At 63.0% G+C, this 24255-nt stretch carries 13 protein-coding genes; 9 read left to right on the plus strand and 4 right to left on the minus strand.

Going from position 1 to position 24255, the window contains the following annotated elements; genetic code table 11:
• The first annotated feature begins 5 nt into the window (after window positions 1-5).
• From Q7P63_07645 to Q7P63_07655, 3 genes are all read left to right on the plus strand, one after another.
• Complete coding sequence (locus Q7P63_07645) at window positions 6-1004, plus strand: 2-hydroxyacid dehydrogenase (protein MDP0499960.1); 999 nt, start codon at window positions 6-8, stop codon at window positions 1002-1004.
• A gap of 66 nt (window positions 1005-1070) precedes the next feature.
• Window positions 1071-1787, plus strand: coding sequence for a DNA repair protein RadC (gene radC / locus Q7P63_07650; GenBank protein MDP0499961.1), 717 nt, complete (start codon window positions 1071-1073; stop codon window positions 1785-1787).
• 233 nt (window positions 1788-2020) lie between these two features.
• The gene (locus tag Q7P63_07655) at window positions 2021-2998 is read left to right on the plus strand and encodes a response regulator (protein MDP0499962.1); all 978 of its coding nucleotides are present in this window, start codon (window positions 2021-2023) and stop codon (window positions 2996-2998) included.
• Window positions 2999-3009: 11 nt separating this feature from the next.
• On the opposite strand, the gene Q7P63_07660 is transcribed toward Q7P63_07655, so the two are convergent.
• Window positions 3010-4818 (minus strand): chloride channel protein, encoded by a 1809-nt coding sequence (locus Q7P63_07660; GenBank protein MDP0499963.1) that lies wholly within the window; start codon window positions 4816-4818, stop codon window positions 3010-3012.
• A gap of 178 nt (window positions 4819-4996) precedes the next feature.
• Between Q7P63_07660 and Q7P63_07665 the strand changes: the two genes are divergently transcribed.
• From Q7P63_07665 to Q7P63_07690, 6 genes are all read left to right on the plus strand, one after another.
• Complete coding sequence (locus Q7P63_07665; GenBank protein ID MDP0499964.1) at window positions 4997-6259, plus strand: PRC-barrel domain-containing protein; 1263 nt, start codon at window positions 4997-4999, stop codon at window positions 6257-6259.
• A gap of 380 nt (window positions 6260-6639) precedes the next feature.
• Window positions 6640-7461 (plus strand): hypothetical protein, encoded by an 822-nt coding sequence (locus tag Q7P63_07670; protein MDP0499965.1) that lies wholly within the window; start codon window positions 6640-6642, stop codon window positions 7459-7461.
• Complete coding sequence (locus tag Q7P63_07675) at window positions 7458-9149, plus strand: hypothetical protein (protein ID MDP0499966.1); 1692 nt, start codon at window positions 7458-7460, stop codon at window positions 9147-9149. The genes Q7P63_07670 and Q7P63_07675 overlap by 4 nt, the downstream gene beginning before the upstream one ends.
• A gap of 23 nt (window positions 9150-9172) precedes the next feature.
• The gene (locus tag Q7P63_07680; protein ID MDP0499967.1) at window positions 9173-11167 is read left to right on the plus strand and encodes a tail fiber domain-containing protein; all 1995 of its coding nucleotides are present in this window, start codon (window positions 9173-9175) and stop codon (window positions 11165-11167) included.
• Between the two features lie 4 nt (window positions 11168-11171).
• Window positions 11172-19472 (plus strand): hypothetical protein, encoded by an 8301-nt coding sequence (locus Q7P63_07685; protein MDP0499968.1) that lies wholly within the window; start codon window positions 11172-11174, stop codon window positions 19470-19472.
• A gap of 15 nt (window positions 19473-19487) precedes the next feature.
• Complete coding sequence (locus tag Q7P63_07690) at window positions 19488-20024, plus strand: hypothetical protein (protein ID MDP0499969.1); 537 nt, start codon at window positions 19488-19490, stop codon at window positions 20022-20024.
• Between the two features lie 3 nt (window positions 20025-20027).
• On the opposite strand, the gene Q7P63_07695 is transcribed toward Q7P63_07690, so the two are convergent.
• The 3 genes from Q7P63_07695 to Q7P63_07705 all read right to left on the minus strand — a co-directional run bounded on the left by Q7P63_07695 (window position 20028) and on the right by Q7P63_07705 (window position 24118).
• Window positions 20028-21299 (minus strand): sialidase family protein, encoded by a 1272-nt coding sequence (locus tag Q7P63_07695; GenBank protein ID MDP0499970.1) that lies wholly within the window; start codon window positions 21297-21299, stop codon window positions 20028-20030.
• A gap of 11 nt (window positions 21300-21310) precedes the next feature.
• Window positions 21311-23569 carry a TonB-dependent receptor gene (locus Q7P63_07700; GenBank protein ID MDP0499971.1) on the minus strand — a complete coding sequence of 753 codons (2259 nt, stop codon included), beginning with the start codon at window positions 23567-23569 and terminating at the stop codon, window positions 21311-21313.
• 183 nt (window positions 23570-23752) lie between these two features.
• A complete protein-coding gene (locus Q7P63_07705; GenBank protein ID MDP0499972.1) occupies window positions 23753-24118 on the minus strand; it encodes a hypothetical protein in 366 nt (121 codons plus the stop codon).
• Between the last annotated feature and the right edge of the window lie 137 nt (window positions 24119-24255).

The following is a 24255-nucleotide window of genomic DNA, read 5'->3' on the forward strand; positions in this document are numbered from 1 at the left end:
CGGGCATGCAAGTCGCCGTTTTTTCGACCAAGAGCTACGATCAGGAATCGCTCGCCGCCGCCAACCAGCCGTTCGGGCATGAATTGACGTTCTTTGAGGTGGGGCTGGGGCCGAAAATGGCAAAGATCGCCGCCGAATATGAGGCGATCTGCGCTTTTGTGAACGACGACTTGGGCGCGCAGACCTTGCAGACGCTGGCCGAGGGTAAAACGCGCCTCATCGCGATGCGCTGCGCCGGCTTCAACAATGTGGACCTGGAGACGCTGAAGGAAACCGGTCTGAAGCTGGTGCGCGTGCCGGCCTACTCGCCTCATGCCGTGGCCGAACACGTGATGGCGCTGTTGCTCACGCTCAACCGCAAGACGCACCGCGCTTACAATCGTGTGCGCGAGGGCAACTTCAACCTCGAAGGCCTGATGGGCTTCGACATCCATGGCAAGACGGTCGGCATCATCGGCACGGGCAAGATCGGCGCGATCACGGCCAAACTATTCCAGGCTTTCGGTTGCCATGTGCTGGCCTACGATGTGCAGGAAAATCCAGAATTGACCTCTGCCGGCATCGGCTACGTGAAGCTCAACCAGATCTTCCGCGAGAGCGACATCATCTCGCTCCACTGCCCGCTCCTGCCGACCACACACCACCTGATCGACGACATCTCGCTCAACCAGATGAAGGACGGGGTGTGTATCATCAACACCAGCCGCGGCGGCCTGATCGACTCGCAGGCGATTTATCGTGGCCTCAAGAGTGGCAAGGTGGGGCTGTTGGGGCTCGACGTCTACGAAGAGGAAGCGGGGCTTTTCTTTACGGACCATAGCCAAGGCATCATCCAGGACGATTTGTTCATGCGCCTCACGACTTTCCCCAACGTCCTGATTACCGGGCACCAGGCCTTCTTTACCGAGACGGCAATCCGCAATATCGCAGACACGACGCTGGCCAACATCGCCGAATTTGAGAACGGGGGATCATGTCGCAATGAAGTAGCGATCAAGGCTTAGGCTAGCGGCGTAAATCGTTCGATTAGATTTGCCAGTCTCTCCTCTTTCTACCACGTTGATCCTTCTATGGATCACGGCGTTAGCAAGATTACGCTCCGGGAGATGGTGGCAACAGAGAGACCGCAAGAGCGCCTGGAGCGTCTGGGCCCGGAAGCATTGAGCGATACGGAGCTGCTGGCCATGATTCTGCGCAGCGGCAGCAAGGAGATGGATGTGATGTCGCTGTCGGCCCAGATCGTGACGGAAGCCAATTCCCTCTCCGGCCTTTTGCGCTGGAGCCTCAACGATTTCCAGCGCTGGCGCGGCATCGGCAAGATCAAGGCCCTGCAGCTCTTGACCGTGATGGAGATGTCGCGCCGGATCCTGCACCAGAGTGCCGACCAAAAGCCTATTCTCAAGGATGGGCCGGAGATCTACCGTTACCTGCGGCCCCGGGCCGAGGGGCTGGAGGTGGAAAAAGTCTGGGTGGCATCGCTCGACAGCAAGATGCGCCTGATCGAGTGTCGGATGATCACGCAAGGAATCGCCAATGCCTCGCTCATCCACCCGCGTGAGGTCTTTCGTGAAGCGATCCGGGCCAATGCCGCCGCTGTCGCCGTAGCGCACAACCACCCGAGCGGGGACCCCACCCCCAGCCTGCCAGATGTGCAGATTACGCGGACGTTGCGCGATTCGGCGCGCATCCTCGATCTGCTTTTCATCGACCACGTGGTGCTGGGCGTTCCTGGGGTCGACCCCCGGGGCCTGGGCTACTACAGCTTCCGCGAAGCCGGGATGTTTTAGAGCAGCCAAGCTAATCGGCTCGATGGACTCACCTTAACGTGAAAAGAATCTATGCTCTTCGCGTTATTTTGTTGCGAGTAGTTGCGCGTATCGTTCTCATTCCAGCGTCGCGCCGGCTGATCGCTGCAGGTCTAAACTTGGGCTATTGCGGGTCCGGATTGCGTCGATCTAAAGGTATCCCTCCATTTTTCGATCCTTTTTCAGCTCTGCAACCGCTCAACCCTGATCCTACAGTGCCCTCGTCACCCTCTATCTCAATCAGCGCCCTGGTTTTCGATAGCGACCGCGAAGTCCACCAGCTCGTTCATTGCCTGTGTCGAGACCTGCAGATCAAGAGCTTCCATTTTCTGTCCGGGGCCGAAGCTCTCGGCTTTTATCAGCAGAAGCCGGTCGATATCGTAGTGGCGGAGGTGAACGATCAGGCGGTGAACGGCATCACCTTGTGCAAGCGCATCCGGGCTCTGCATCCCCGCACCCCCATCGTCCTGCTCGTCGACTCCCCAAAGCGGGAACGCCTCAAGGGCTTGGAAAAGGCAGCCGGCATTTCGATCATCACCAAGCCGGTCGACCCCATCCACCTGGCCCGTTACCTCTCCGAGGCCATCGATGCGATCCACCACGGCCAACATAGCCCAGCCCAGGCCCAAGCGCCTCGCGAGGCCGTGCAGGCGGAAGAAATCGTGCCGGAAAGCATTTCCGACCTCGAAGACCTGAAGTTCGAGCTCGAAAGCGCTTACGCCTTGATCGACCAGCTGCGCGAACAGATCGAGCTGAAGGATTCGGAGCTGCAAAAGGTGCTGCTCCACTCCCAGAAGACGCAGCGGATGTTGCAAGAGCGGGAGGCGGAGATCAAGCGCGTGCAGCAAGTGCTGGAGGCCTTGCAGGATCGTCTGGAGCAGGCGGAGCAACTTCCGGCCGCCCCGGCGTCAGCCGCGCCAGTGGTCGACGAATCCCTAGCCGAACGCCTCGCCTACATCGAGGAGAGCGAAGAACGCCTGATGCAGCGCGCCCAGGAGCTTTTTGAAAAGGAAACCGAGCTGGCCCACCGAGAGGAAATGCTGGCCGCGCAGGAGGCCGGCAACGGCTCGCGGATCGTCCCCTTGGACGACGTGGGCGGCAGCGAGTGGGACGACCTCGACCTGGGCTACGAAGACGAAGAGGAACAGCAGCCCCTGCCCGCCCGTCGCCTGAAGGGCAACAAGGCGAGCTAGCACGTTTGGCCTCAACGCCCGAGGCTTTGATCGATCTGGTTCTGCTGACGCGCGATGTCGTGCAGCGTCACGATGCCGAGAATCTTTTGCGGGTCGGTCGCGCTGACAACGGGAGCCTGCATGACGTCTTCCACCACGAGGATCTGCGCCACGTCGCGGATGGAGGTCTCCGGGCGTACCGAGATGATCTCCCGCTTGGCCATGATGGTCGTCAACAGCTCCTGGCCATCGGTCGCCACCCGTTCGCACATCTCGTGGTGCGTGATCATGCCAATGAGGCGGCCATCGATGTCGACCACCGGGTAGCCGTGATGCTTGGTGCCGCTTTTCTTGAGTGCGTCGAGGCATTCCTGGACCGTCTGGCTGCCTTGCACCGTCGCCGGTTCGAAGGTCATGATGGTGCTGACGGGCAGGTTGCGCCAATCCTGGTCGCCCTGGTAGTCGGGCAGCTTGCGGAGGGAAATCTTGTCTTGCAGGAGCAGTGAGTCGTAGAGCGGCACCGGCTGCAGGCGGCTCGAAATCAGCCAGGCGATGATGTTGCCGAGCATCAGCGGCAGGATGAGCGAGTCTTGCCGCGTCATCTCCCAGATAATGACGATACTCGTCATCGGGCAGCGGACGACGGCGGCGAAGAAGGCGCCCATGCCGAGCATGGCCATCGCCCCCACGATCTCGTTGTCGTAACCGATCACGTATTGGCCGAGGATGCCGACGATGCCGCCCAGCATCGCGCCGATGAACAGCGTGGGGGCAAAGAGGCCGCCACTGCCGCCAAAGCCATAGGCGACGCTGGAGGCGACAAACTTGCCGATCAGCAGCAGCACGGCAACGAAGAGGATGTTGAGCCGCCCGTTGAGCATTGCGTCTACATCGTTGTAGCCGATGCCAAAGATGCCGAGGTGGCCCTCCGTCAGGAACATGATCGAGACGCCGATCACGCCCACCATCAGGCCGCCGATCGCCGGGCGCAGCCACTTGGGGACCTGTTTACTCTCCGACACCCGCTGGCGAGTCCGCAGGATCGCTTCCACAAAGGCCTTGCCCAGAAAGGCCGCCATCACCCCCAGCGGCGCGGCCAGGATCATCCAGTAGGCTGTGCTGAGCTCGCCCAACTGCAGGTCGAAGGCCGGGTGCTCGCCCGCGATCAGGCGCTGGACGGCCGACGCGATGACCACCGCCACAATGATACCGAAGTAGCTCTTGCCCGAAAAATCGCCCAGCAGCTCTTCGAATACAAAGAACAGGGCCGCCATCGGTGCGTTGAAGGCGGCCGCGATGCCTGCGCCCATGCCCAGCGGTACCATGGCCTGCACGCGTTTTTTGGCCAGGCCGAAGAATTGCCCGATGTTGGACGCCAGGGCCGAGCAGAGGTGCACGGTGGGCCCTTCGCGCCCCAGCGCCATGCCAGAGCCGACCGAAATCGTGCCGAGGATGAAGCGCCAGGCGACCTCCGAGAGGCGGAAGATCCCGAAATCGCGATAGTAGCGCACCTTTGTCTGCGGAATGCCGGAGCCGGCGCCGTGGGGGGCCAGATAAGTCAGAATCAGCCCGCTGATCAGGCCGCCCAAAGTCGGGGAAAGGATGAGGACCGCGCCCAGGATAAGTGGGTTGCCCCCGCCGATGTAACGGCCAAAGTGCACGACGGCATCGAAGACGAACTGGATGGAGTGGTGAAACGCCACTGCGGCGAGGCCGCAGGCGACCCCCGTTATGATCCAGATGATCAGGTAGCGCTGAGTGTCACTATAGCGCGCACGGAAAAGCTCCGGCAAACTGTAGCGGCGGCGGCTGACGTGCTCCCCCAGGTTGGCTTCACTCATCCAGAAGTTCCTACTCCTCCTCGCTGCAAGATTCAAGGGAAAGGGTGGACGGAGTTTTCAGGGGGAACGCAACGGAAGCCGCCCAAAGCCCGATGCAAATTGCGGCGCGCATCCACCAGGATCGTTACTATCAACGGGTTAACTCCGTTGGTATGGCTTGTGCAAAATAGGAGGGGCCATGAATAAACTCATCCCCATTACGACTCTTACCGCCCTGATCGCCTTCGGCCCCTCCTTGATGGCCCAATCCAGCAACCAGGGCTCGATGCGAAACAGCGACTCCCAAAACCAGCCCAACCCGACGCAGCAGCAGCGCTCCAATATGGGCGACCAGCGGACGAACACCAACCGCCCCGACCAGTCTTCCTCCCAATGGAAGAGCAGCTCCGAAAAGGACCACATGGGCCGCAGCCATTCCGAAAAAGGCAAGATGCGCGTGACCCAGGCCAGCGAATTGATGGGCCAAGACCTCTTCGACTCACAGGGCCGCAAGGTCGGTGACATCTCCGACTTTGTCGTGAACCTGCAAGACGGCTCGATCAGCCACGTAGTGGTAGCCTCCGGCTCCTGGTTTGACTTGGGTATGACGGGCGAAGACCGCCTCGTGCCGATTCAGGCCATCGACCGCCAGGGCGACCGCTTTACCCTCGACATCACCAAGCAGCAATTCCTCGAAACACCTACTTTTGACGGCGAACTGGCGGACATCGGCCAAGATGTGCAGCAACAGCTCCAGTCGGCCTACGCCAGCTCGCGCGCCCAAATCGAGGACCAGATGGCCCGTGCGGACCGCCCCAACAGCGCCAACCAGAGCCGCCAGGCCGGCGATCGCCAGCGAGACACTGGCATGGCCAGCAACCAGGGCACGGACCGTAGCGACCGCATGGAAAGCCGCGACAGCCGCGACACCAATCAGGTGAACCGCGACCGCAGCCCCATTGGCAGCTCCAGCATCTCCAACTCCGGCATGAACCTCGATGGCAGCGGTGTCGCCATGGCTCCGAACACCACCACCACGACCACGAGCTCCACCGACATGCAAAGCGAGGAGCGTGACCGCACGCAAAACCGTAACTGGCAGCAGGACAGCGGCTCGTTTACGGCGCAAAGCCACGTGCTGTTCTCCGAGATCAATGAATCGGAAGTGCGCTCCAGCTCCGACGATGCCGAGATTGCGCAAGTGACCGACGCCCTCATCAACATGGAGGAAGGCAAGATCGTCTATCTCCTTGTCGACGAGGACGAAGTCTTTACCGCCGATTACCCGAACGACGTCGTGGCCCTGCCCATGCAGGCCTATAGCAGCCGCGACGGAGACTCTCTGGTTTTCGACTTCAGCCGTGAACAACTCCGCGATGCCGAGCCGGTGGAAGATGTTCCCTCCGTGCAGGCCCGCGGCGGCACCTATACGGACGCTTACCTGATCCGCACACTCAACTAGATTTGAGAGCGGTTCACTTCTCAACGCCGGAGCCTGATAAACGGGCCCCGGCTTTTTTTGTGTCTGAGCCCTGCCCTCGCCGGCCGAATCGAATGGCAAGGGCAACGCGCGTCAGATGCCACGCAAGGACCGGCATCCAGTGTAGCAGCTCCAGCTGTATGAGCGGTACGGTGAATCATTCCCTAACTCGCCGGAAGAGTAAAAACTAACGCCTAAAACAAAATTATACACGCTTTATTTGTAAAACTAATAGGGCCTATTATTCAGCATTTGACAGGGATCACCAAACCGCATAACAGCCATGATCCATGGTCTGTTGGGTGTTGTCTCCGAGATGGTTAGGTAAACTCCATCGTCCTTTCCGCAGTGTGTGTCTTCTCTTGGCAATCGGAAGCTTTCACTGCGTATCTGCCTTTCCCCCTGCCCCCTACTACACCGTCTTCGGCGATGTAAGAGATGAGTTTGGGACGCTGCTGCACCCGGAGGGCGCATCCGTCATTCTGTCTGCGGGCGGCAAGGAAGTCCTGCGCCAGTCGCTGCTCGATTTCGACAACCGGGGCTTCAATTACCAGGTACGCCTGCGGATCGACCTGCAACGCGCCGGCACCACGCCCTATAGCTCGCTCGCGCTGGGCATCGGCACGACCTACACGCTCTCCGTCAGCATCGGGGGCATCGTCTACCTCCCGATCGAGATGTCGACGCCGCCCCAAACCGGCAACCCGGCGGGGCGCACCCGGCTGAACCTGACCTTGGGCGTCGATTCCGACGGCGACGGCTTGCCCGATGCGTGGGAAGAGGCGCAGCTGTTTCATGCGGGCATTCCCGCCGGCGAGGATGGGTGGGACTTGAGCCTGCTGGATGCCAAGGGAGACTTCGACCGCGACGGCCTTTCCAACTACCAGGAGTATGTCAGCGGCACGTATGCGACCGACAGCGAATCTTACCTGTGGCTCGATATCGCCGAAGTGCTGCCCGAGAGCGTGCGGCTCGATTTCTACGCCTTTTATGGCCGGATCTACGTCCTGCAGTCTTCCAGAGACATGGAGAACTGGACGGTAGTGCCGCTGCTGACGACCGACCCGGAGGAAGATCCCGAGGCAACCCCAAACGCCTTCCTGCGGGCGAACTCCACCGGGGTGACGAGCCTCTATGTGCCCCATGCGGAAGATGGAACCTTTTACCGTTTGATTGCCCATTGAAAACTGCCGCCCCATTTCTCCTCGGCCTGCTCCTGTTCACAGCCCGCGCGGATGCCCAGTGGCAAAGCCGCAGCTATAATCTCGCGGCGGGCTGGAACGGCATCTGGCTGGCCGGCGACACCTCCTACACCACAGTCGAAGACCTCTTCTACGGCTACCCCAACGTGACGGAGGTCTGGCGCTGGAACCCGAATCCCGATCAGGTGACGTTCACCACCTCCCCCTCCGAGCCGACGACGCAGAGCGAGGAGTGGACGGTGTGGAAGCGCAACGACCCTTCGGAGCAGCTGCTCTCGCGCATGGTGGCCAACTCCGCCTACCTCGTCCGTACGCAGACCGCTGGCAGCATCACGCTGAAGCAACGAGTCGTACCGCCCGCCGCCACCTGGCAGATCTCGGGTGCCAACTTCCTCGGCTTCCCCGCAGGCACCAACTCTCCCACGCTCAGTAACTACTTCGCCAGCTTTCCATCGGCCAGCACCACGGTGCTTTCGCCTTCGACGAAGATTTACCGCTATGTGGGAGGTGAGTTGAGCGCCTCCAATCCTTTGCAGGTCTCGCCCTCGCAGGAGCGCATGACCCCAGACACGGCCTACTGGTTTCAGGTGGATTCGGTCTCGGACTTTACTGCGCCGCTGGAATACGAGGTGCCAAGCGAGAACGGTCTCGCCTTTGGCCGCACGCTGTCGGCGATCACCGTGGGCGTGACAAACCGCTCCGCCACCAGCATGACGATTACCGTTTCCCTCGAAAACTCCGAAGCCGCTCCGCTCGGCCAACAGGAGGTCAATGGGGGTGTGGCGTTGACCCGGCGCGTCTACGACAGTGAAACCGGCGCAGTAACCGAAACGCCCTTGCAGGGCTCGTTTACGGTGACGATCCCGGGCTCGGGCCGCACCAATCTCGAATTTGGGGTCGACCGCAGCGCGATCATCTCCTCCGCCGCTTTCCACGCCTCGATCCTCCGTATCCGCGATGCCGGCAACCTGACCGACGTGCGCCTGCCCGTCAGCGCCCAGGCGGCGACGACCGCCGGCCTCTGGATCATGCAGGTCAACGTCAACGAGGTGGAGAGTCTCACGAACGACCCGAGCGGCTGGACGACTTCCCGCCCCTTTCCGCTCGTCTTCCTCCTGCATGTGGACGAAGCAGGCACGGCCCGCCTGCTTTCCCAAGCCTATACGGGCAAGCTGGTAACTTCGGGCAACCCCTTCGGCCTCGCCATCAGCGAAGACCGGGTCTTGGCGGGTGGAGCTTCCGACGTGCAGCCCCGCCGCTATGTAGCCGCACAAATGCCGCTGGTGTCCTGGATTACCGGGAGTGGCACGGTGGCGGTCGACGCATCGCTCGACTGGGAGATCCCTCTGGAGCACGACGACCCGGTGAATCCCTTCGTCCACACTTACCACCCGGATCACGACAACCTCGATCCGTCGTTTTCCATCCCCCTCGATGCGGGCGTGGAAAGCTACCGCGTGGTCCGCACCGGCAGTTTCCATTTTACCGCCACGCCCCCCAACGGTGCCAACGTGAACGGCTGGGGCACCACCATCCTGGGAGGCACGTATGAGGAGTCCATCTCCGGCCTCAATGCCCGCACCATCCGCACGCGTGGTAACTTCGCGATGCAACGTATTTCCGAGATAGCCGAGATCGACCTCGTGCCCCCCACCACCCCCGACAACTAGTCTACCGTCTTTTCTTCCTGCCCATGAAAGCTGCATTTTTCCTGTTCGGTTTGCTCTGCAGTACGTCCCTGCTCGTCGCCAACGTCCCGTCGTTGATGAGCTACCAGGGCCGCGTCACCGATGCCAACGGCCAACCCATCGGCAACGCCGCGCCGGTGAACCGCTCCACCACCTTCCGCCTCTACACGGCGGCGAGCGGCGGCACGCCCGTCTACGCCGAGTCGCAGACGGTGACGATCTCGGCGGGTGAATTCAGCGTGTTGATCGGCAACGGCACCGGCGTCTCCGGTCAACCGGGCCCCAGTGCGCCCGCCACGCAGCCCTACAAGACGCTCGCCGACGTGGTGAACACCGCGGGCGACAATGCCCTTTTCCTCGGCATTACCATCGACGACGGCAATGCCTCGACGGTCGACGCCGAGATTTCGCCCCGCCAGCAGTTGGTGGCCGGTGCCTACTCGCTGCGCGCCAAGATGGCTGAGGGTGTGGCCGACCGCGCCGTTACCACCGCAATGATCGCCGACAACGCGATCACGACCAACCAGATTGCGGCCGGTTCGATCAATTCGAGCAAGATCGCAAACAACACGATCACCACGTCGCTGATCGCAGGCTCGTCCATCGACTCCTCCAAAATCAACCAGAACTCCATCGGCGTGTGGACTCCATCGGGCGGCAACATCTGGCGCAACAGCAACGTCGGTATCCGCGAGAGCAATCCGGGTGTGCCTTTGACGTTCGACAACTCGCTGGGCAACAAGATTTCGCTCTGGGGCAACAGCGGCACCAACCATTACGGTTTTGGCATTCAAGGCAGTACCTTGCAATATTACGCCGGCTCCAGCGGCGACCGCCACGCCTTCGGCTATGGCTCGTCGACCTCTTTCACCGAGTGGATGCGCCTCAGCGGTGGCAGCCTGGGCATCGGCACCACTAACCCGACCCAGCGCCTGCACGTCGTGGGTGACATGCTGGCAACACCGGCCAACTGGGGCACGAGCGGCACGACCGCCAATCTGTTTCTGGGCGACACCAATAACTGGGTCCGCAGCGTTTTTGGCGGAGGCACGGAAATGTTCGGCATCAACGCCATCTCTCTTCGCACCGGGAGCGGGGCACCGGAGCGTATCCGCATCCAGGGCAACGGCAACGTCGGCATCGGCACGACCAACCCGATCACGCCTCTGGAAGTCAGTGGCGCGATCAACGCCCACGACCCCAGCGTCAACCCCGACAACGGTTACAACGGCGTCATCCGTTTGACCCGGCCCGCCAATGCAGCCCAGCACATCAACCTCGTGCGCTCGGGTAACTATGTCTGGTCGCTCGGCTTTCAGCCCAACACCAGCAACTTCGGCATCGGACCGGGGACGGGCAACGACGGTTCTTTCAACCCTTATTTCACCCTCCATCCCGATGCACGCGTCTCAATCAATACGGGCTCCAGCAGCGAGGGGCACCTCAACGTCGGCGGCCCTCTGACTTCGGTTGGCTCGCGCAACGGGCGCAACGGCTACGCCCGGATGTATTATTCCAACGGCATCATCGTGCTCGAAGCCTACAACACCAATCTGAACGACGGGAGTTGGCGCGGCTTTAGCATGGATGGCAATAACGACCTCGACTGGCGCTCCGACGCTCGACTGAAGGAGGACATCGTCGATGCCGAGCCGATGCTCGATCGGCTCTTGCAGGTGCAGTTCCGCCGCTACCACTGGATCAACGATACCAATCCAGAGGAAAAGCCTGAATTTGGGGTGATTGCGCAAGAACTGCAGCCGCTCTTCCCGGATCTGGTCGGCTCTCGGGAGGACGGCTACCTCACCGTCGGCTACACCTCGTTTGGCACCATCGCGGCCAGGGCCATCCAGGAGCTGAGTGCCCGCACGGATGCCGATGTGACGGCGCTGGAAGACGAATTGCACGCCGTCCAGGAGCAGCTGGCAGACAAGGACGCTCGCATTGCCGAGCTCGAAGCCCGCCTGCAAGCACTGGAAAACCTCATCAACAAGCGCTAAAGCCATGAAGGCCGTCTTACACAGCTTACCCAAGACATGGCGGCGATCTTGGGGGCGTGTCACTGCGCTGCTTGCCGCAGTTGTCGCCCTGCACCCCTCCGTTTTTGCGCAATACGAGATCGAGGGCGGGGTCAACAACAGCCTGAGCCAGCGGGTCCCGGCCAACAACTCCAGCAACATCCCGCCCGTCGGGGCCAACACCTCCCCCACCGGGAGCCCGACGATCACGCCCCAATACGCCAACGCCGTCGAAACCAGCGGCGTCGCCGGCCCGATCTCTAGCGGCAACGGCTACCCGACCGGCGGCACGATCCAACTCCGCTCGGCCAGCATCGGCACGACTTTTTCCTCCGGCGTGCCCCGCTATTCCTTTGGCGACCAAATCTCGCCCCCCACCGTCATCCTCAATTCCCAGGGGCGCGAAGAGAAGATTGACGACCCTGCAACCTTCTGGCGCAGCGAACCCGTCGCACCCGGCGAAATCCTGACCAACCCGAGCGGCGCCACCCCGGTCGATTACAAAACGGGAGACCCGGCCACTATCCCGGCCCTGGCCGAAGGCGTTTTTGCGGACTACTACTACAGCCCGCACGCGCAACGAGTCTTCGCCAACACGCCCGGTACCGTCGAAATCACCTGGCGCTCGGCCCTGCCCGACAGTTCCAACAACTACATTTTCTACAAGGAGCGCTTCACCGTCTCATCCGCCACGAGTAAGCCCGTTCGGACGATGTTCTGGACGGAGAAGAGCTTCGACGGTCCCCCGGTCAACATCCCACCGGGCCGTATCGTCACGGTCAACCCCGTCTACAGCAATGTCTTCCCCGAGACGGTGGCGGAAGAAGTCGAGATCGTCGGCAACTCGAATGCCGACCCGAACGCCGAAGCGACGGTGATCCTGCGCACGGTGTGGTATGAAAAATCTACCGGCCGGAGCGAACTGCGTGCCTACAACCTGACGGGCCGCCTGCTGGTCGAATACCTCGGAGAGCAGCGCGAAGACGGCTCCCACACATTCCTCGGGGCCGACATTGTGAATGTCGAGCAACGCGCCCAGCCGAGCACGTTGACCGTTTTCCTGGGCGACGAGATCCGCCCCAGCCCGGATGACGCGAGCCTGATCGCCATGCCGATCACGAGCACCAACCCGGCAGACCAAGTGGCCTATTATGGCTCCAATGCCCGCCCGGATGGCAGCCTCGCCTACTTTGCCGAGCGCGAAAACGAGATCGAAGACCGTGTGGTGTTTTACTGGATCGAACCGCGCGACGCTGGCCTGCCCCTGGACGAGGGCGGAGTGCCGGGCCTCGTCGTGGAGTGGCCCAAGCATCTGCACAAATACCTGCAGTTCTGGCCCAATGGCGTGACCGACTACGCTTCCTACACCGTTTACACCGGCGGCAGCTCGACCGACAACGGCACCGGCCTGAAGTTTGAAGATGGCAAGATCCCAGCACTGGTCTATCAGGATGCGCCAAGCGGCGATGAGGCCGAGATCGACACCGTGACGCAGCGCCTGATCGTCGACCTCGGGCAAGGGGGCGACCAACTGAACCGCGTGTTGCTCAAGTTCACGGGTGAGAACAGTGGCGTATGGTATGTGCGCCTGCTAACCCAAGCTTACGACCGCGAGGGCTTCGAGGAAGGCGATGGCGGGGCGGCCTTGACGGGCTCCGTGCTCGTCGGCCAACGCATCGAGCCGCCAGCGGGCGACTATTCGGTGGCCGGCTATATTGCCAGCGGCACCGCCTACTCCCCCACCGCCTATGTCGACCCCTTCGAGGAAGGCATCGAGGCGGCAGAAAAGGGTGCGATCATCCCGGTCAACGCACTCCCGGGCGATGCCAACCCGCTGACCGTCTGGTGGTTCCAGCGCGTGCCCGCCCCTTCGGGTGAGTTCGATGACTTTTACGTGCCAGCCAAAGTAGGCCGCTACTCCGTCTCTTACGCGCCCTCCAGCCTGTTGGCGGTCGATACCTTCGAAGGCGGCACCAGTGGTTGGAGCCATGGCAGCACCGCCCAGGCCCCGGCAGCGGCCGGCGGCGGCCAGTTCCTCGGCGTGTTTGGCAGCAGCTCCAGCCCCACGACGCAGAAGACTTTCGAGCTGGGAGACGCCGACGCCAACAACGTGCGCGTCGCCTTCACCTTCTACCGTCTGCTGACGTGGGACAACGAGAAGTTCCAGGTGTTCCTGAACAACAACAAGGTGCTCGACAGCCAGTTTACGTGGAACGCGGAGCAGCTCGTCTCCCAATCGGGCCAGAGCTCGTTTGGCGGTGTCACCTATAACTGGACAATCGCGCCGGTACCGGGCACGTATGCGCCCTTCTGGGGCACTGCGGGCTATGAATCGCAGGTGTTCCGCGTGATCATCGACGCGCAATCGACCACCGAACAGCCAGTGCACACCCTCACGGTGGGCCTGCACTCGACCTTGAACGAGGCGGCCAGCAACGAGGGCTGGGGCATCGACGGCTTCAGCATCGAACGCTCTTCGGATCGCCAGATCGTGATGGCTTCGAACCTGGGCACAGGCAGCCTTTCCACCGCGATGGCGACGGGCCGGGTCTATAACCAGCCCGACCCCACCCTACCGGGCTACAACCCCAACGAAGAGCACGCGCTGCTTCTCAATGGGCGGGGCTATGCCTTGCGCGACGACCTCAACGTGACCGACGGCACCCAGCTCGGCGTATCCTTCACCTCCGAGCCGCGTATGCTGCTCGAATACACCGACCCGGCGAACGGGCGCCCGGCCATCGCCGTTTACGAAGTGCTGCGCGAGACTTCGGCCTATCCTTTCGCCTACGGTGTCACTGCGCCCGTCATTCTCAGCGCCCCCATGCCGCTGCCGCTGCTCCCGCTGCCGACCGACCCGGATGGCTTCGTCCGCAATGTCGAAGTGATGCCCGGCAGCGTCTATACCGACCCGCCGAGCAATACCTCCGCCCCCACCGAATACACGCCCTTCACCTTCAAGGACCGCAAGGGCTACAACTGGGTCTATCGTGGGCCGCACGATGGTGGGCTGCCCTCTCTGGGGATGAAGTTTTACTACACCATGCGGTCGGACTTCGTGTTCCCGAACCGCACGCAACCGGCCGTCGGCACCGTGCTGCCCTTCCTGCGTCCGTTGAATACCGACGGCTCCTTTGCGGGTGACCCGGTAACCGGCGAATCTCAGACGATCCTGTATTTCCCGCGTTGGCCCGATGCGCCCCCGGTGTTGAACGTCGGCGAAACGCTCGCCCTGCCCAAGCGCGGGCTGCCGGCCGTGCGTGGCCAGTCGAGCGCCCGCGTCCTCTACCAGCAGTCGATTGCAAACACAGGCCTGCCAGCGGTGACGCTGCACGACCCGACGCGAGGCAAATCCGTCCTGATCAATGACTCGTCGGTCGGCCTCACGGCCCTGCCGGTTTCGTTGAAGACGACCAACCAGAGCGGCAAGACCTACTTCCAGCTCGCGCAGCCCCACCTGCAGCAGCGTATCTACTTCGACCCCAACCTGGGCGACATCGGCGGCATCATGCTGATCGGCGAGTTTGTGGACGAAGTGGCGGGCGAAGACTACGTCAACCTCAACGCCTTGAGTGAGGCCGACGCGGAAGCGTTGCGCATCCTCGTCGACCCTTCGGACCCCGACAAGGCGAAGTGGGATGCCGCCATCGACGCGCTGGCGACCACCGTCGAAACGTTTATCGAAAACCCGAACGCACGCGGCACCTACATTGTCGACGGCAGCCGGACCGCGATCGTGGGCAGCCGCGAATTGCCGGAGATTTCCTACTCCGACACGGCCGTCGACAGCTATGCGCTCACCGCACTGGGCCACGGCACCGGTTACGTGACGCTGCTCTTTGGCGATGGCGAGGCCTTTACGCCGCAGGGCGAGCCGGTGGCGATGCAGGTCATCAAGGTCGAGCCGCAGCTCTACCAGGGCGAGCTGAAGAAGCTTTCCGCCTCCAATCCGCTGGACGAGCAGACGACACTGCGCCACAGCGGCGACTTTGCCGCCGTGCCGGACGATTATGAGTTTGAATGGGCCTACGCCATGCCGGTCGAAGGCATGAGCCCCGGCACCTACGAATACGGCCAGGAGCGCGTGATCGGCACGTCTTCCACCAACCAGTGGGACCTCGTGGCCAACCCGACGGCTTCTCCCCCGGAAACGGCCTACTCCGGCAGCCCGGTGACGCTCTCGCGCTCGATCCAGATCAACAACGCATCCTACAATTCGAGTCTCCAAGGGCCTGGGCAGATGTTGCGCAGCCGGACGGGCCTCGACTTTACGAGCGGCGTGCCGACCGAGATCATTTTCAGCGCGAGCCTGAACCCCAACGACGGCCTTGCGATCTACGTCAACGGGTATGCGGCCATTGCCTACCAGATCCCGTTTGGCTACCCGATCCCGGGCAATCTGTCTCCGCAATCGCCTCGCAGTGGGCTGGCGCTCGACGGCCTGCCCTACCAGTTCAAGATCGACCCGGTCTACTTCCGCACCGGCGAGAACACGATCGAGGTGGCCCTGTATTCCTCGCAGGCCCCGGGCGGCCAAAGCAGCACGGTCGACTTCCGCGTGCACGTGCCCACCCGCACCGATCTGGTGCTGGAGCCGGGATCCCCGTGGATCGGTGCCCCCGGCCCGCTCACCAACACGGTGATCGTGGGCGGCTCGGCCGGTTCGCTGCTGGGCGATCCCTTGCTCGTCTTCTCCGACACCTACTTCACGATGCGTTATCGCGCCAATCAGGAAGCGGGCCTCGTGACGGGCGACAACTGGAGCGACTGGACGCAGCCCGTGCTGGTCGAAAGCTGGGTCAAGCGCGTGCTGGACGGCATCAACCCCTTCAACCAGCGCCAGACCGACCTTTACAACAACCCCGTCAGCACCGACGTGAGCATCCTCACCCAAGCGGGCACTCGCTGGGAGGGCGACGTGGCCCTGACCATCGACTCTATCGAGGACTTCGGCCTGATCGAGATCTACGAAACGGTGCTCAACCGCGTGAAGCAGCAGAGCCTCGAACAGGGCATCACGACCGACTCGGTCAACGATACCCTATTGCTCGTCGCCGGCTACCTGAACGACCTCTATATGACGCTCGGCAACGAGGCCTGGGACGATGCCCAGAACCCCACCCTGTTGATCGACTCGAATGGCGCGTCCATCGACGTCGCCACTTCGCGCTACTCGTTTGAAGGGCAGATGGCCGACCTGATGGAGGAAACGCTGACGCTGCTGCGGGGGCGCGACGACTTCGTGAGCCCGGGCACCCGCACCAACCCGGCTTACAACCGCCTCTACTGGAACTACACCAACGGAATCAACTCCGGGGAACCGTTCTACGCGATCAACTACGATATTCGTGAGACGGTCGGCGGCCCGTTTGAAGACGGCGTGGTGGATGCTTCCGACGCGCAGTATCTCTTCCCGCAGGGCCACGGCGATGCCTACGGCCATTACCTGACGGCGCTCAAGGGCTATTACAAGCTGCTGACTTCCGACGTGTTTACCTGGAACCCGAACACCGAGGGGGTCTCCGTGCTCGGCCAGACCGTGCAGGTGGATTATCAGGACGAGCGCAAGTTTGCCGCGGCCGCCGCCGCGCTGGCCCGCACCGGGGTATCGATCATCGACTTCACCGCCCGCCAAAACCATGCCTCCGGCGAAGAGGCCGGCTGGGACCAGATGCGCGATGGCCGCTACAACAGCTCGACCAACCGCACCCGCAACTGGGGCACCGACGAATGGGTCTCGCGCTCTTACCAGGGGGCCTACTTCAACTGGGTGAGCGCCAACGCCATGCTGCCCGACATCGACGACCGGAACGAGGGGATCCAGAAGATCGACCGCACGACCGTGCCGGAGCTGAACGAGCTGGTGACGAGCGCCAACCAGATCCTGAACCTCTCGTTTGGCGAGCAGGCGCACATGAACCCGCTCGGACTTGCCAGCGATGCCATGGCCTTCGACCTCTCGACCAGCCAGCTCGACGCCGGGAAGTCTCACTTCGAGCAGATTTACGACCGGGCCGTGCAGGCCGCCCTGAACGCGAAGAATTCGTTCGACCAGGCTGCGCGCATGAACCACATGCTGCGCCGCCAGTCCTTTAACCTCGACGAATACAACGCAGCCGTGCAGCGGCAGGAAGACGCCTACGAGTATCAGCTCATCAGCCTCTTCGGCACCCCGTATGCCGGCGATATCGGCCCGGGTAAGCTCTACGCGCAGGGCTACACGGGGCCCGACCTCTACCACTCCTACTTCATCGACCGGCCTTCGAGCCTCGTCGACGTGAGCACGGATGTGACGGTCGAGTTCCGCGAGCCCGTCAACCACGATCCGTTCACCGAATGGTCGGTCGACAATGCCTACAACCGCCTGCGCGACCCGGTGGAGTATACCACGCGCACCTACCGGCTCTCGCCCTACACGCTCGGCCAGTTCTCCGATACGGTGACGACCAGCATGGGCAGCCGCAGCCAGAGTGGCGACATCCAGAAGGCTTTGCTCGATGCGTATCAGGCGACCGTCAGCCTGCGCGAGGCGTCCAACCGCTTCGATATGCTCAATCGCCGCTTCGACCGCGACTACCAGCTCTTCTCCGAGTTCATCACCGCCTTTGGCGAGGCCAACGACGAGGCCAACGCGCTGCTCGACGAAGCTGCCGCCGCGACCAAGGCTTCCTTTGCGCTGACCACCTCGGCCGCCGCCTTTGCCCTCACGGCAGACTATATCCGCGGGCTCGCCGCCGCCTCCGCCGAAGCCGCGCCCACCTCCGTCGGTCTCTCGAACGACGTGACGTCGGTCGGCCGTATGCTGGCCCTGCTCTCAGGAGATGGTGCGGCCTTCGCCCAGGAGCTGCTGGGCCTCGCCGCCGAGACGAAAGCGGCCCTACTCGAAGCCGAGGCAGCCGATCTCGAAGGCCAGGCGCAGGAATACATCGACGACTACAACTTCGACACCGTCACCAAACAGCACGTGGTCGAGTTCGAGCGCCTCTACGACGAGTTGCTGGCCACCGCCTACGATGTCACGCAGCGGCTGACTGAGCTGCAGCGCGCCAACGAGCGCGTGGCCCGTCTCTACGCCGATGCCGACCACATCCTCTCCGAGCGCGAGACCTTCCGCCAGCGCGCCGCCTCCGTCATCCAGGGCTACCGCACGCGCGACCTCGTGTTCCGTGAGCTGCGCAACGAGGAGCTGGCCCAATACAAGTCGCTCTTCAACCTCGCCCAGCTCTACACCTACACCGCCGTGACGGCCTACGATTACGAGACGGGGCTGCTGGGCACGCCGGAGGGCCGCGCGTTCCTCGATCAGGTCATCCAGACCTACTCCGTGGGTGCGTGGCATGAGGACAGCCCGATCGCCAGTGGCGAGGGCGACGCCGGCCTGGCTTCGATCCTGGCCTCGCTGCGCGACGACTGGGCCGTGGCCAAGGGGCGCCTCGGCATCAACAACCCCGACATGGGCGGCACCCTCTTCTCTCTGCGGCAGGAGCTCTTCCGCATCCGTGCCGACCAGGCGACGGCGGACGACGATCTGCTGTGGCAACAGGTGCTGGAGCAGCACATCATGAGCAACGTCCTCAATGACCCGGATGTGGCGATGTATTGCTCGAACCTGCGCCGCTCCGACGGGCGCGCGGTGCCGGGAATCGTGATCGAGTTTGCCACCACCATCGAGCCGGGGCTGAACTTCTTCGGCTGGCCGCTCGCGGCGGGCGACCACGCTTTCTCGCAGTCCAGCTTTGCCACCAAGATCCATTCGGTCGGCCTGGTCTTCGACGGCTACATCGGGATGGACCCGTTTGCGATCGGTACGCCCAATGCGGGCAGCCCGGTCAGCTCCGATCCGCTGGCGCTCTCGGCCACGCCGTATGCCTACCTGATCCCGGCCGGTATCGACTCGATGCGGGCGCCCCCCTTGGGCGACACCAACCAGATCCGTAGCTGGGCCGTGAAGGATCAGGCGCTGCCGTTGCCGAAGAACCTCGGCGCGAGCGACTTCTCCTCGATCCAGTTCTTCACGCCGGAGGGCAGCCTCAACGAGCAGCTCTGGATCCGCCGCAAGCATCAGGCTTTCCGCGCGGTCGACGACCCGGCCTACTTCTACAGCTCGATCCCGGCGGAGTTCACCAACCGCCGCCTCGTGGGCCGCAGTGTGTGGAATAGCCGTTGGAAGCTCGTCATCCCCGCCTACACGTTGCTCAACGACGAACAGCGCGCGCTCGACAACTTCGTGCGCTCGGTGGACGACGTGAAGCTCTTCATCCGCAGCTACTCGCACTCGGGTAATTAAACCGCCCCGCCTCTCATGGCTCGTCCACGCTTCATCCTCGCTGCCTTGCTGGTGGCTGCCGGCCTTCTGGGTGCGTTGCTCCTTTGGCAGGCGCGCCCCGGCCCGGCTCCCATAGAGGAGAGCCCGGAGGCAGCCCCGCCGGCAGATGGCCTGACGCTCCACGCGACGGTTGACCCCGCGCAGGTGTTTCGGCGGGCGTTCTGGCGGCACCCGGCACCCAACGACGCCCTGCTGCACGCCGAGCGCCGGGAGTGGACCGACGAGCAAGGCGTCGCGAAATGGCAGTGGTTTCTCGCGCTGCAGCCCGGGCCGGAAACGCTGACCTGGCTGGAGGCTAACCCGTTTACGCTGCGCACTGTCGCCGCCGGCAACGTAGAGGCCCCGGAGGAAGGGCTGCCGCGCTGGTTCCCTTCGCAAGTCGAGGTCTCCCAAGGCTGGCGCAGCGGGGCGGGAACTCACCTGATCCTGATCGAAGCCAGCTCAGGCACCGTTTATGCGACCGATCAGGGCCTCGGGCACGCCCCGGCAGTGAGCGCGCCCCCAGCCGAGTAAGAGCTACATCGAACAGGCGCAGGGAGGGCTGGCAGGCTCGACCGCAGCGGAGCTGACTTCAATGGGACGATCCTGAGCCAGATCATCAGTCGTGAATGCTCGCGTGACGACCTGCGGCGGCGAGTCGGTAGAGACCTCCGTATAGCTGATCACAAGCTGGCCGGTCTCGGGATTACGCACGGCCATGCGCGGAAACCCGCTGGCACGGGACGACGACAGCGCGGCCAGCCGCAGCGGAGACCCCACCGGGCCGGTCGGGCGGAATTGGCGCACATAGAGATCGGCTCCACCGCTTTCGGCGCCGACCTCCAGCCAGGAGACGATGGCCGAGCCGTCGGGCAGGCTGACGAGGTCGACCCGGCCTATCGGCTGGCCCAGATCGACCGGGATCGGAGCGCCGAAGCTATCCCCGCCATCCCCTGAAAATGCCACCTGCACGCGGGCCTTGCCCCAAGCGGCGGTAAACCACGCCACGGCAGCGCGTTCGCCCATGCCATCGGCGGCGGGGCCATTGACGGGACACCCGGGGATCATCCAGCCGTCGGCGTGCAACACCTGGGGCCGCTGCCAATCGCCGTTTTCGAATACCGCGACGTGGTTGTCGCGGATTTCCTCCGGCGTATGCCCGCGATAGGCGACCAGCAGGCGTCCACCGGTCAAGGCGGCCAGAGTTGTCTGGCAACAGGTGCAGACGTCGGGATCGACCACCCAGTCTTGCAGCGTCTGGCCCTCGGGGCCGAGCAATCGGGCCGACAACTGCATGGAGGGGGCGTAAGTCGCTTGATCTGCAGCGGGAGGGGCTTTTTCGAGCCACACCGCCATCATTCGCCCGCCTTCCAGCGGCGCGAGCGAGACGAATTCGTGACCGAGTGGAACAGGCGTCGACCAGCTCGCCCCATCATTGGTCGAACGCGCAAACCAGCCGTCGTAGCCGCGCCCCCCTGCCCGTCGTTGGTACCACTGCGCCCAAAGGGTGCCATCGGTCCCCACGGCGGTGGTGGCAAAATCGGCCCAGTTTTCCAGCAGCAACGGGGTCGAAACCACCGCTTGCGGAGCCGACCAGGTGGGGGCTTCGGGGGTGAGCGTAGCGTGCCAGATGGCCCGTTCCGCTTCCCCCTCGCCGGCCCCGCTCCAGGTGAGGTGCAGGGTGCCGGCAGCGTCTCGGTAAAGGCTGGGCTGAGCACTGTCGGAGCCTGGGCCAGCGGCGGAGGCAGCACCCAACCAACAAAGCAGACACAGGCCAAGCAAGCCTGCGGTGAATCGTGATGAAGTCATCGGGAAGTGGGCTAGAAGCGAAGTTGAGTGGCGAATTCGACCGAGCGTGGGTCGCCGAGACGGCGCATGGTGGTACCGGCCACGGGCTCATAGGTCTCGTCGAGCAGGTTACGCCCGCGCAGGGTAAAGGTGGCCTGCCGCCAGCGGTAGCTCACCGCCAGATCGCAGAGCACGTATTCCTCGGCCACCACAGAGTTGTTGGTATTGGCGAAACGTTCGCCGACGTAGCGCAAGCCGCCTTGCAGCGTCAGGGCCTCCGTCAACTGATGGCGAATGGAAATGGAGCCGACCCACTCGGGGATGTTGCTCGGCGTCTGGTCGGTGCGGTCAATAATGCCGCTGCCGAGGTTTTCCGCATAATCGCCATACCAGGCGTCGGTGTAGGCCAGATTCAGCTCCAGCTGCCAGGCTTCGGCAGGAGTAAATGCGGCAGCCAGCTCCACCCCGCGTGCGTTCTGGGCACCGATCTGCTGACTCAGGCGCTCGCCCGTATCTGGGTCGATGGTCGAGCGCAGCAGGTCGTTTTTCTCGATGTCGAACAGCGCCAGCGTGAGGCCCAAGCGTTCATCAAAAAACGTCCCTTTGGCACCCACCTCGTACTGTCGCCCCTTTTGCAGCGAGAAGGTATCGCGCGCGGAGGTGAAGCTGACCAGTTGGGTGACCGGCTCGGCCGCGCGACTGTAGCTGCCGTAGAGATTGACGTGAGAACCGACTTTCCAAACCACTCCGCCTCGCCCAGTGACTGGGCGGTAAGTCTTTTCGTAGACAGGTGTCGTGGAGTTGAGCGTTTCGCGCTCCAGCTCGATCCAGTCGTAACGCAGGCCACCCACGAGAGTGATGGTGTCGGTCAGCTCGAAGGCGTCCTCCAGGTAGACGGCGGTCGTCTCGACCAACACGTCCGAAGTTTTCTGGAAGCGCTCGCGGTCCCCCGGGCCGTCGGCCAGCACCGGATCAAGTAGCGACACGCTGTCGAGCGTGGTGGGATAGCCGTCGGGCGTGCCGCCGCGGCCCATGTCGTTGTGCTCATAGGAGAGGCCGACCAGCAGGCGGTTGCTGCGCCCGAAGAGGTCATTTTGCGTGGTGACGTCCAGCCGGTCGCCGACGAGCACGTCGTCGCGATAGATGTGGAGGAACGAGCGGCGGTCGACCAGTTCCGTCACGGGGTTCCAGACGTTGGTTTCGAGGTTGCGCCAGCGCAGCTCCTGCGTGGCCACGTAGGTTTCGTTGCGCAGCGCCACTTCGGGCGTCAGCTCCCACTCGGCCCGAAGACGCACAAAGGCGTTTCGCGAGGCGGCGTAGTTGTCGAAGATGTTGTAGTTGGTGCGCCGCGCCCGCTCGTCGATACGCGGGTTGATCATGCGGTCGGTGCTGCTGTTAAAGGCGCGCACTTCGGCCACCGCATCCGGGTCGGTCGTGTCGAGCACGGCGTCGTAGATTACAGGAGTGCCGTAGTAGCTCTGGTTCCAGTCTTCGAGGTAGTTGGCCTGCAGGGTAAGCCGGAAGCGGTCCGACACCTGCCAGCCGAGGGCCAGCGCGCCCGCATCGTAGCGTTCGCGGCTGCGGTCGACATAACCGGCGGTCTCCTGATGGCTGTAGCCCAGCCACGTGGTCAGCGGTTGCTCGCCGCCGAGCGACAACGGGCCGCCCCAGCCCACGCCGAGCCGGTAGGTATCCCAGGAGCCGACGCTTGCCTGCAGCTCTCCAGCTGCGGCGGCAAGGGGCTCGCGCGAGAGGTAGTTGACGGCACCGCCGATGGCGCCTTCGCCAAACATCAGACCGGCGGGGCCTTTCAGGATCTCGACGCCACCGAGCAGAAACGAGTCGATCGTGCGGGACGATTGCGAGGCCGTGTTTTGCCGGATGCCGTCGCGCATCACAGTGACGGAATTACCGCTGAAGCCGCGCGTCGTGTAGCTGGGGATTGACCCGTAGTAGGTGCCGCCGGTCATGCCCACGGCGGCCTCGACCGCCTCCACGGCAGTCCGTAGCCCGCGCTGCTGCATCAGGTCTTGCGAGATAACGGAGACCGAGGCCGGTAGCTCCCAATTACTCAGGCCGAGGCGCGAACCCGTCTCGGGACGGCCTTCCAGCACCAGAGTCGAGTTCTGGGCCGCACTGGCGGTCACGGCGAACTCCTGCAGGTCGTAAACTTCTTCGGAGGTCGCGGAAGAGGTGCCCTGCCCGCTCAAAGACGCGGTTGCGGCCAATGATGAAACGAGTGCGACCGTGTAAAGGGATCGCGTAGAAAAGTAGCTGACAAAAGAATACATGATACGAGGTGTAGCCCGTCGTAGATACCCTGCGGCCAAAGACGGCAGGCATAGGGACGGACCAGTTGGAATGCTGGATCTGCCACCGCAAAAGCTGCGGTGTCGGGCGGTGCCATCAAGTTCAGGCACCGCAGGATGTCCCGGTCTCAAACGGGACCGGGGTGTGGTTCGGCACAGGGCCGATCAGACCAGCAAACCGCCTCGTGGGGGCGGGTGGAGCGATTGCTTCTCCGGCTCTTCCGGGAGGGTCGACTCGATGATGGACAGGGTCGACACCGGCGCGCGCGCGATCAGCTCCGTCGCATTCAACTCCGGCAGGAGGAGGCGCAGATCGTGCAGCAACTGGAAGGCGACATCCGTCAGCCCTTCGTCCTGCGCATCCTGCACCATCGAGCAATAGCCGCAAAGCTCCTGGCCGCTGAAGGTGAACTCCAGCGCTTCCTCTGTGGGCATAAACTCGGCGTAGCGGGCAAACATCGTGCCCCAGCCCCACACCTGGATACACGCCAGCGGCAAGCCCGTGAGACCGAGCACGCATCCGACGCCCATCAGGGCAAATACTCGTTGCCAGAAGCCCAACATGTATTTCGCGAAGGCGCACGAATGAACGTCACCAGCAGAATTTTTGTCAAACGGATTCGCGCAAGAGAGCTTGCCCTTTCTGCCGACAAAAAAGCCACCCTCTG

Source organism: Verrucomicrobiota bacterium JB022 (genome assembly GCA_030673845.1).
In the GTDB taxonomy this organism is placed as follows: Bacteria; Verrucomicrobiota; Verrucomicrobiia; order Opitutales; family Oceanipulchritudinaceae; genus WOUP01.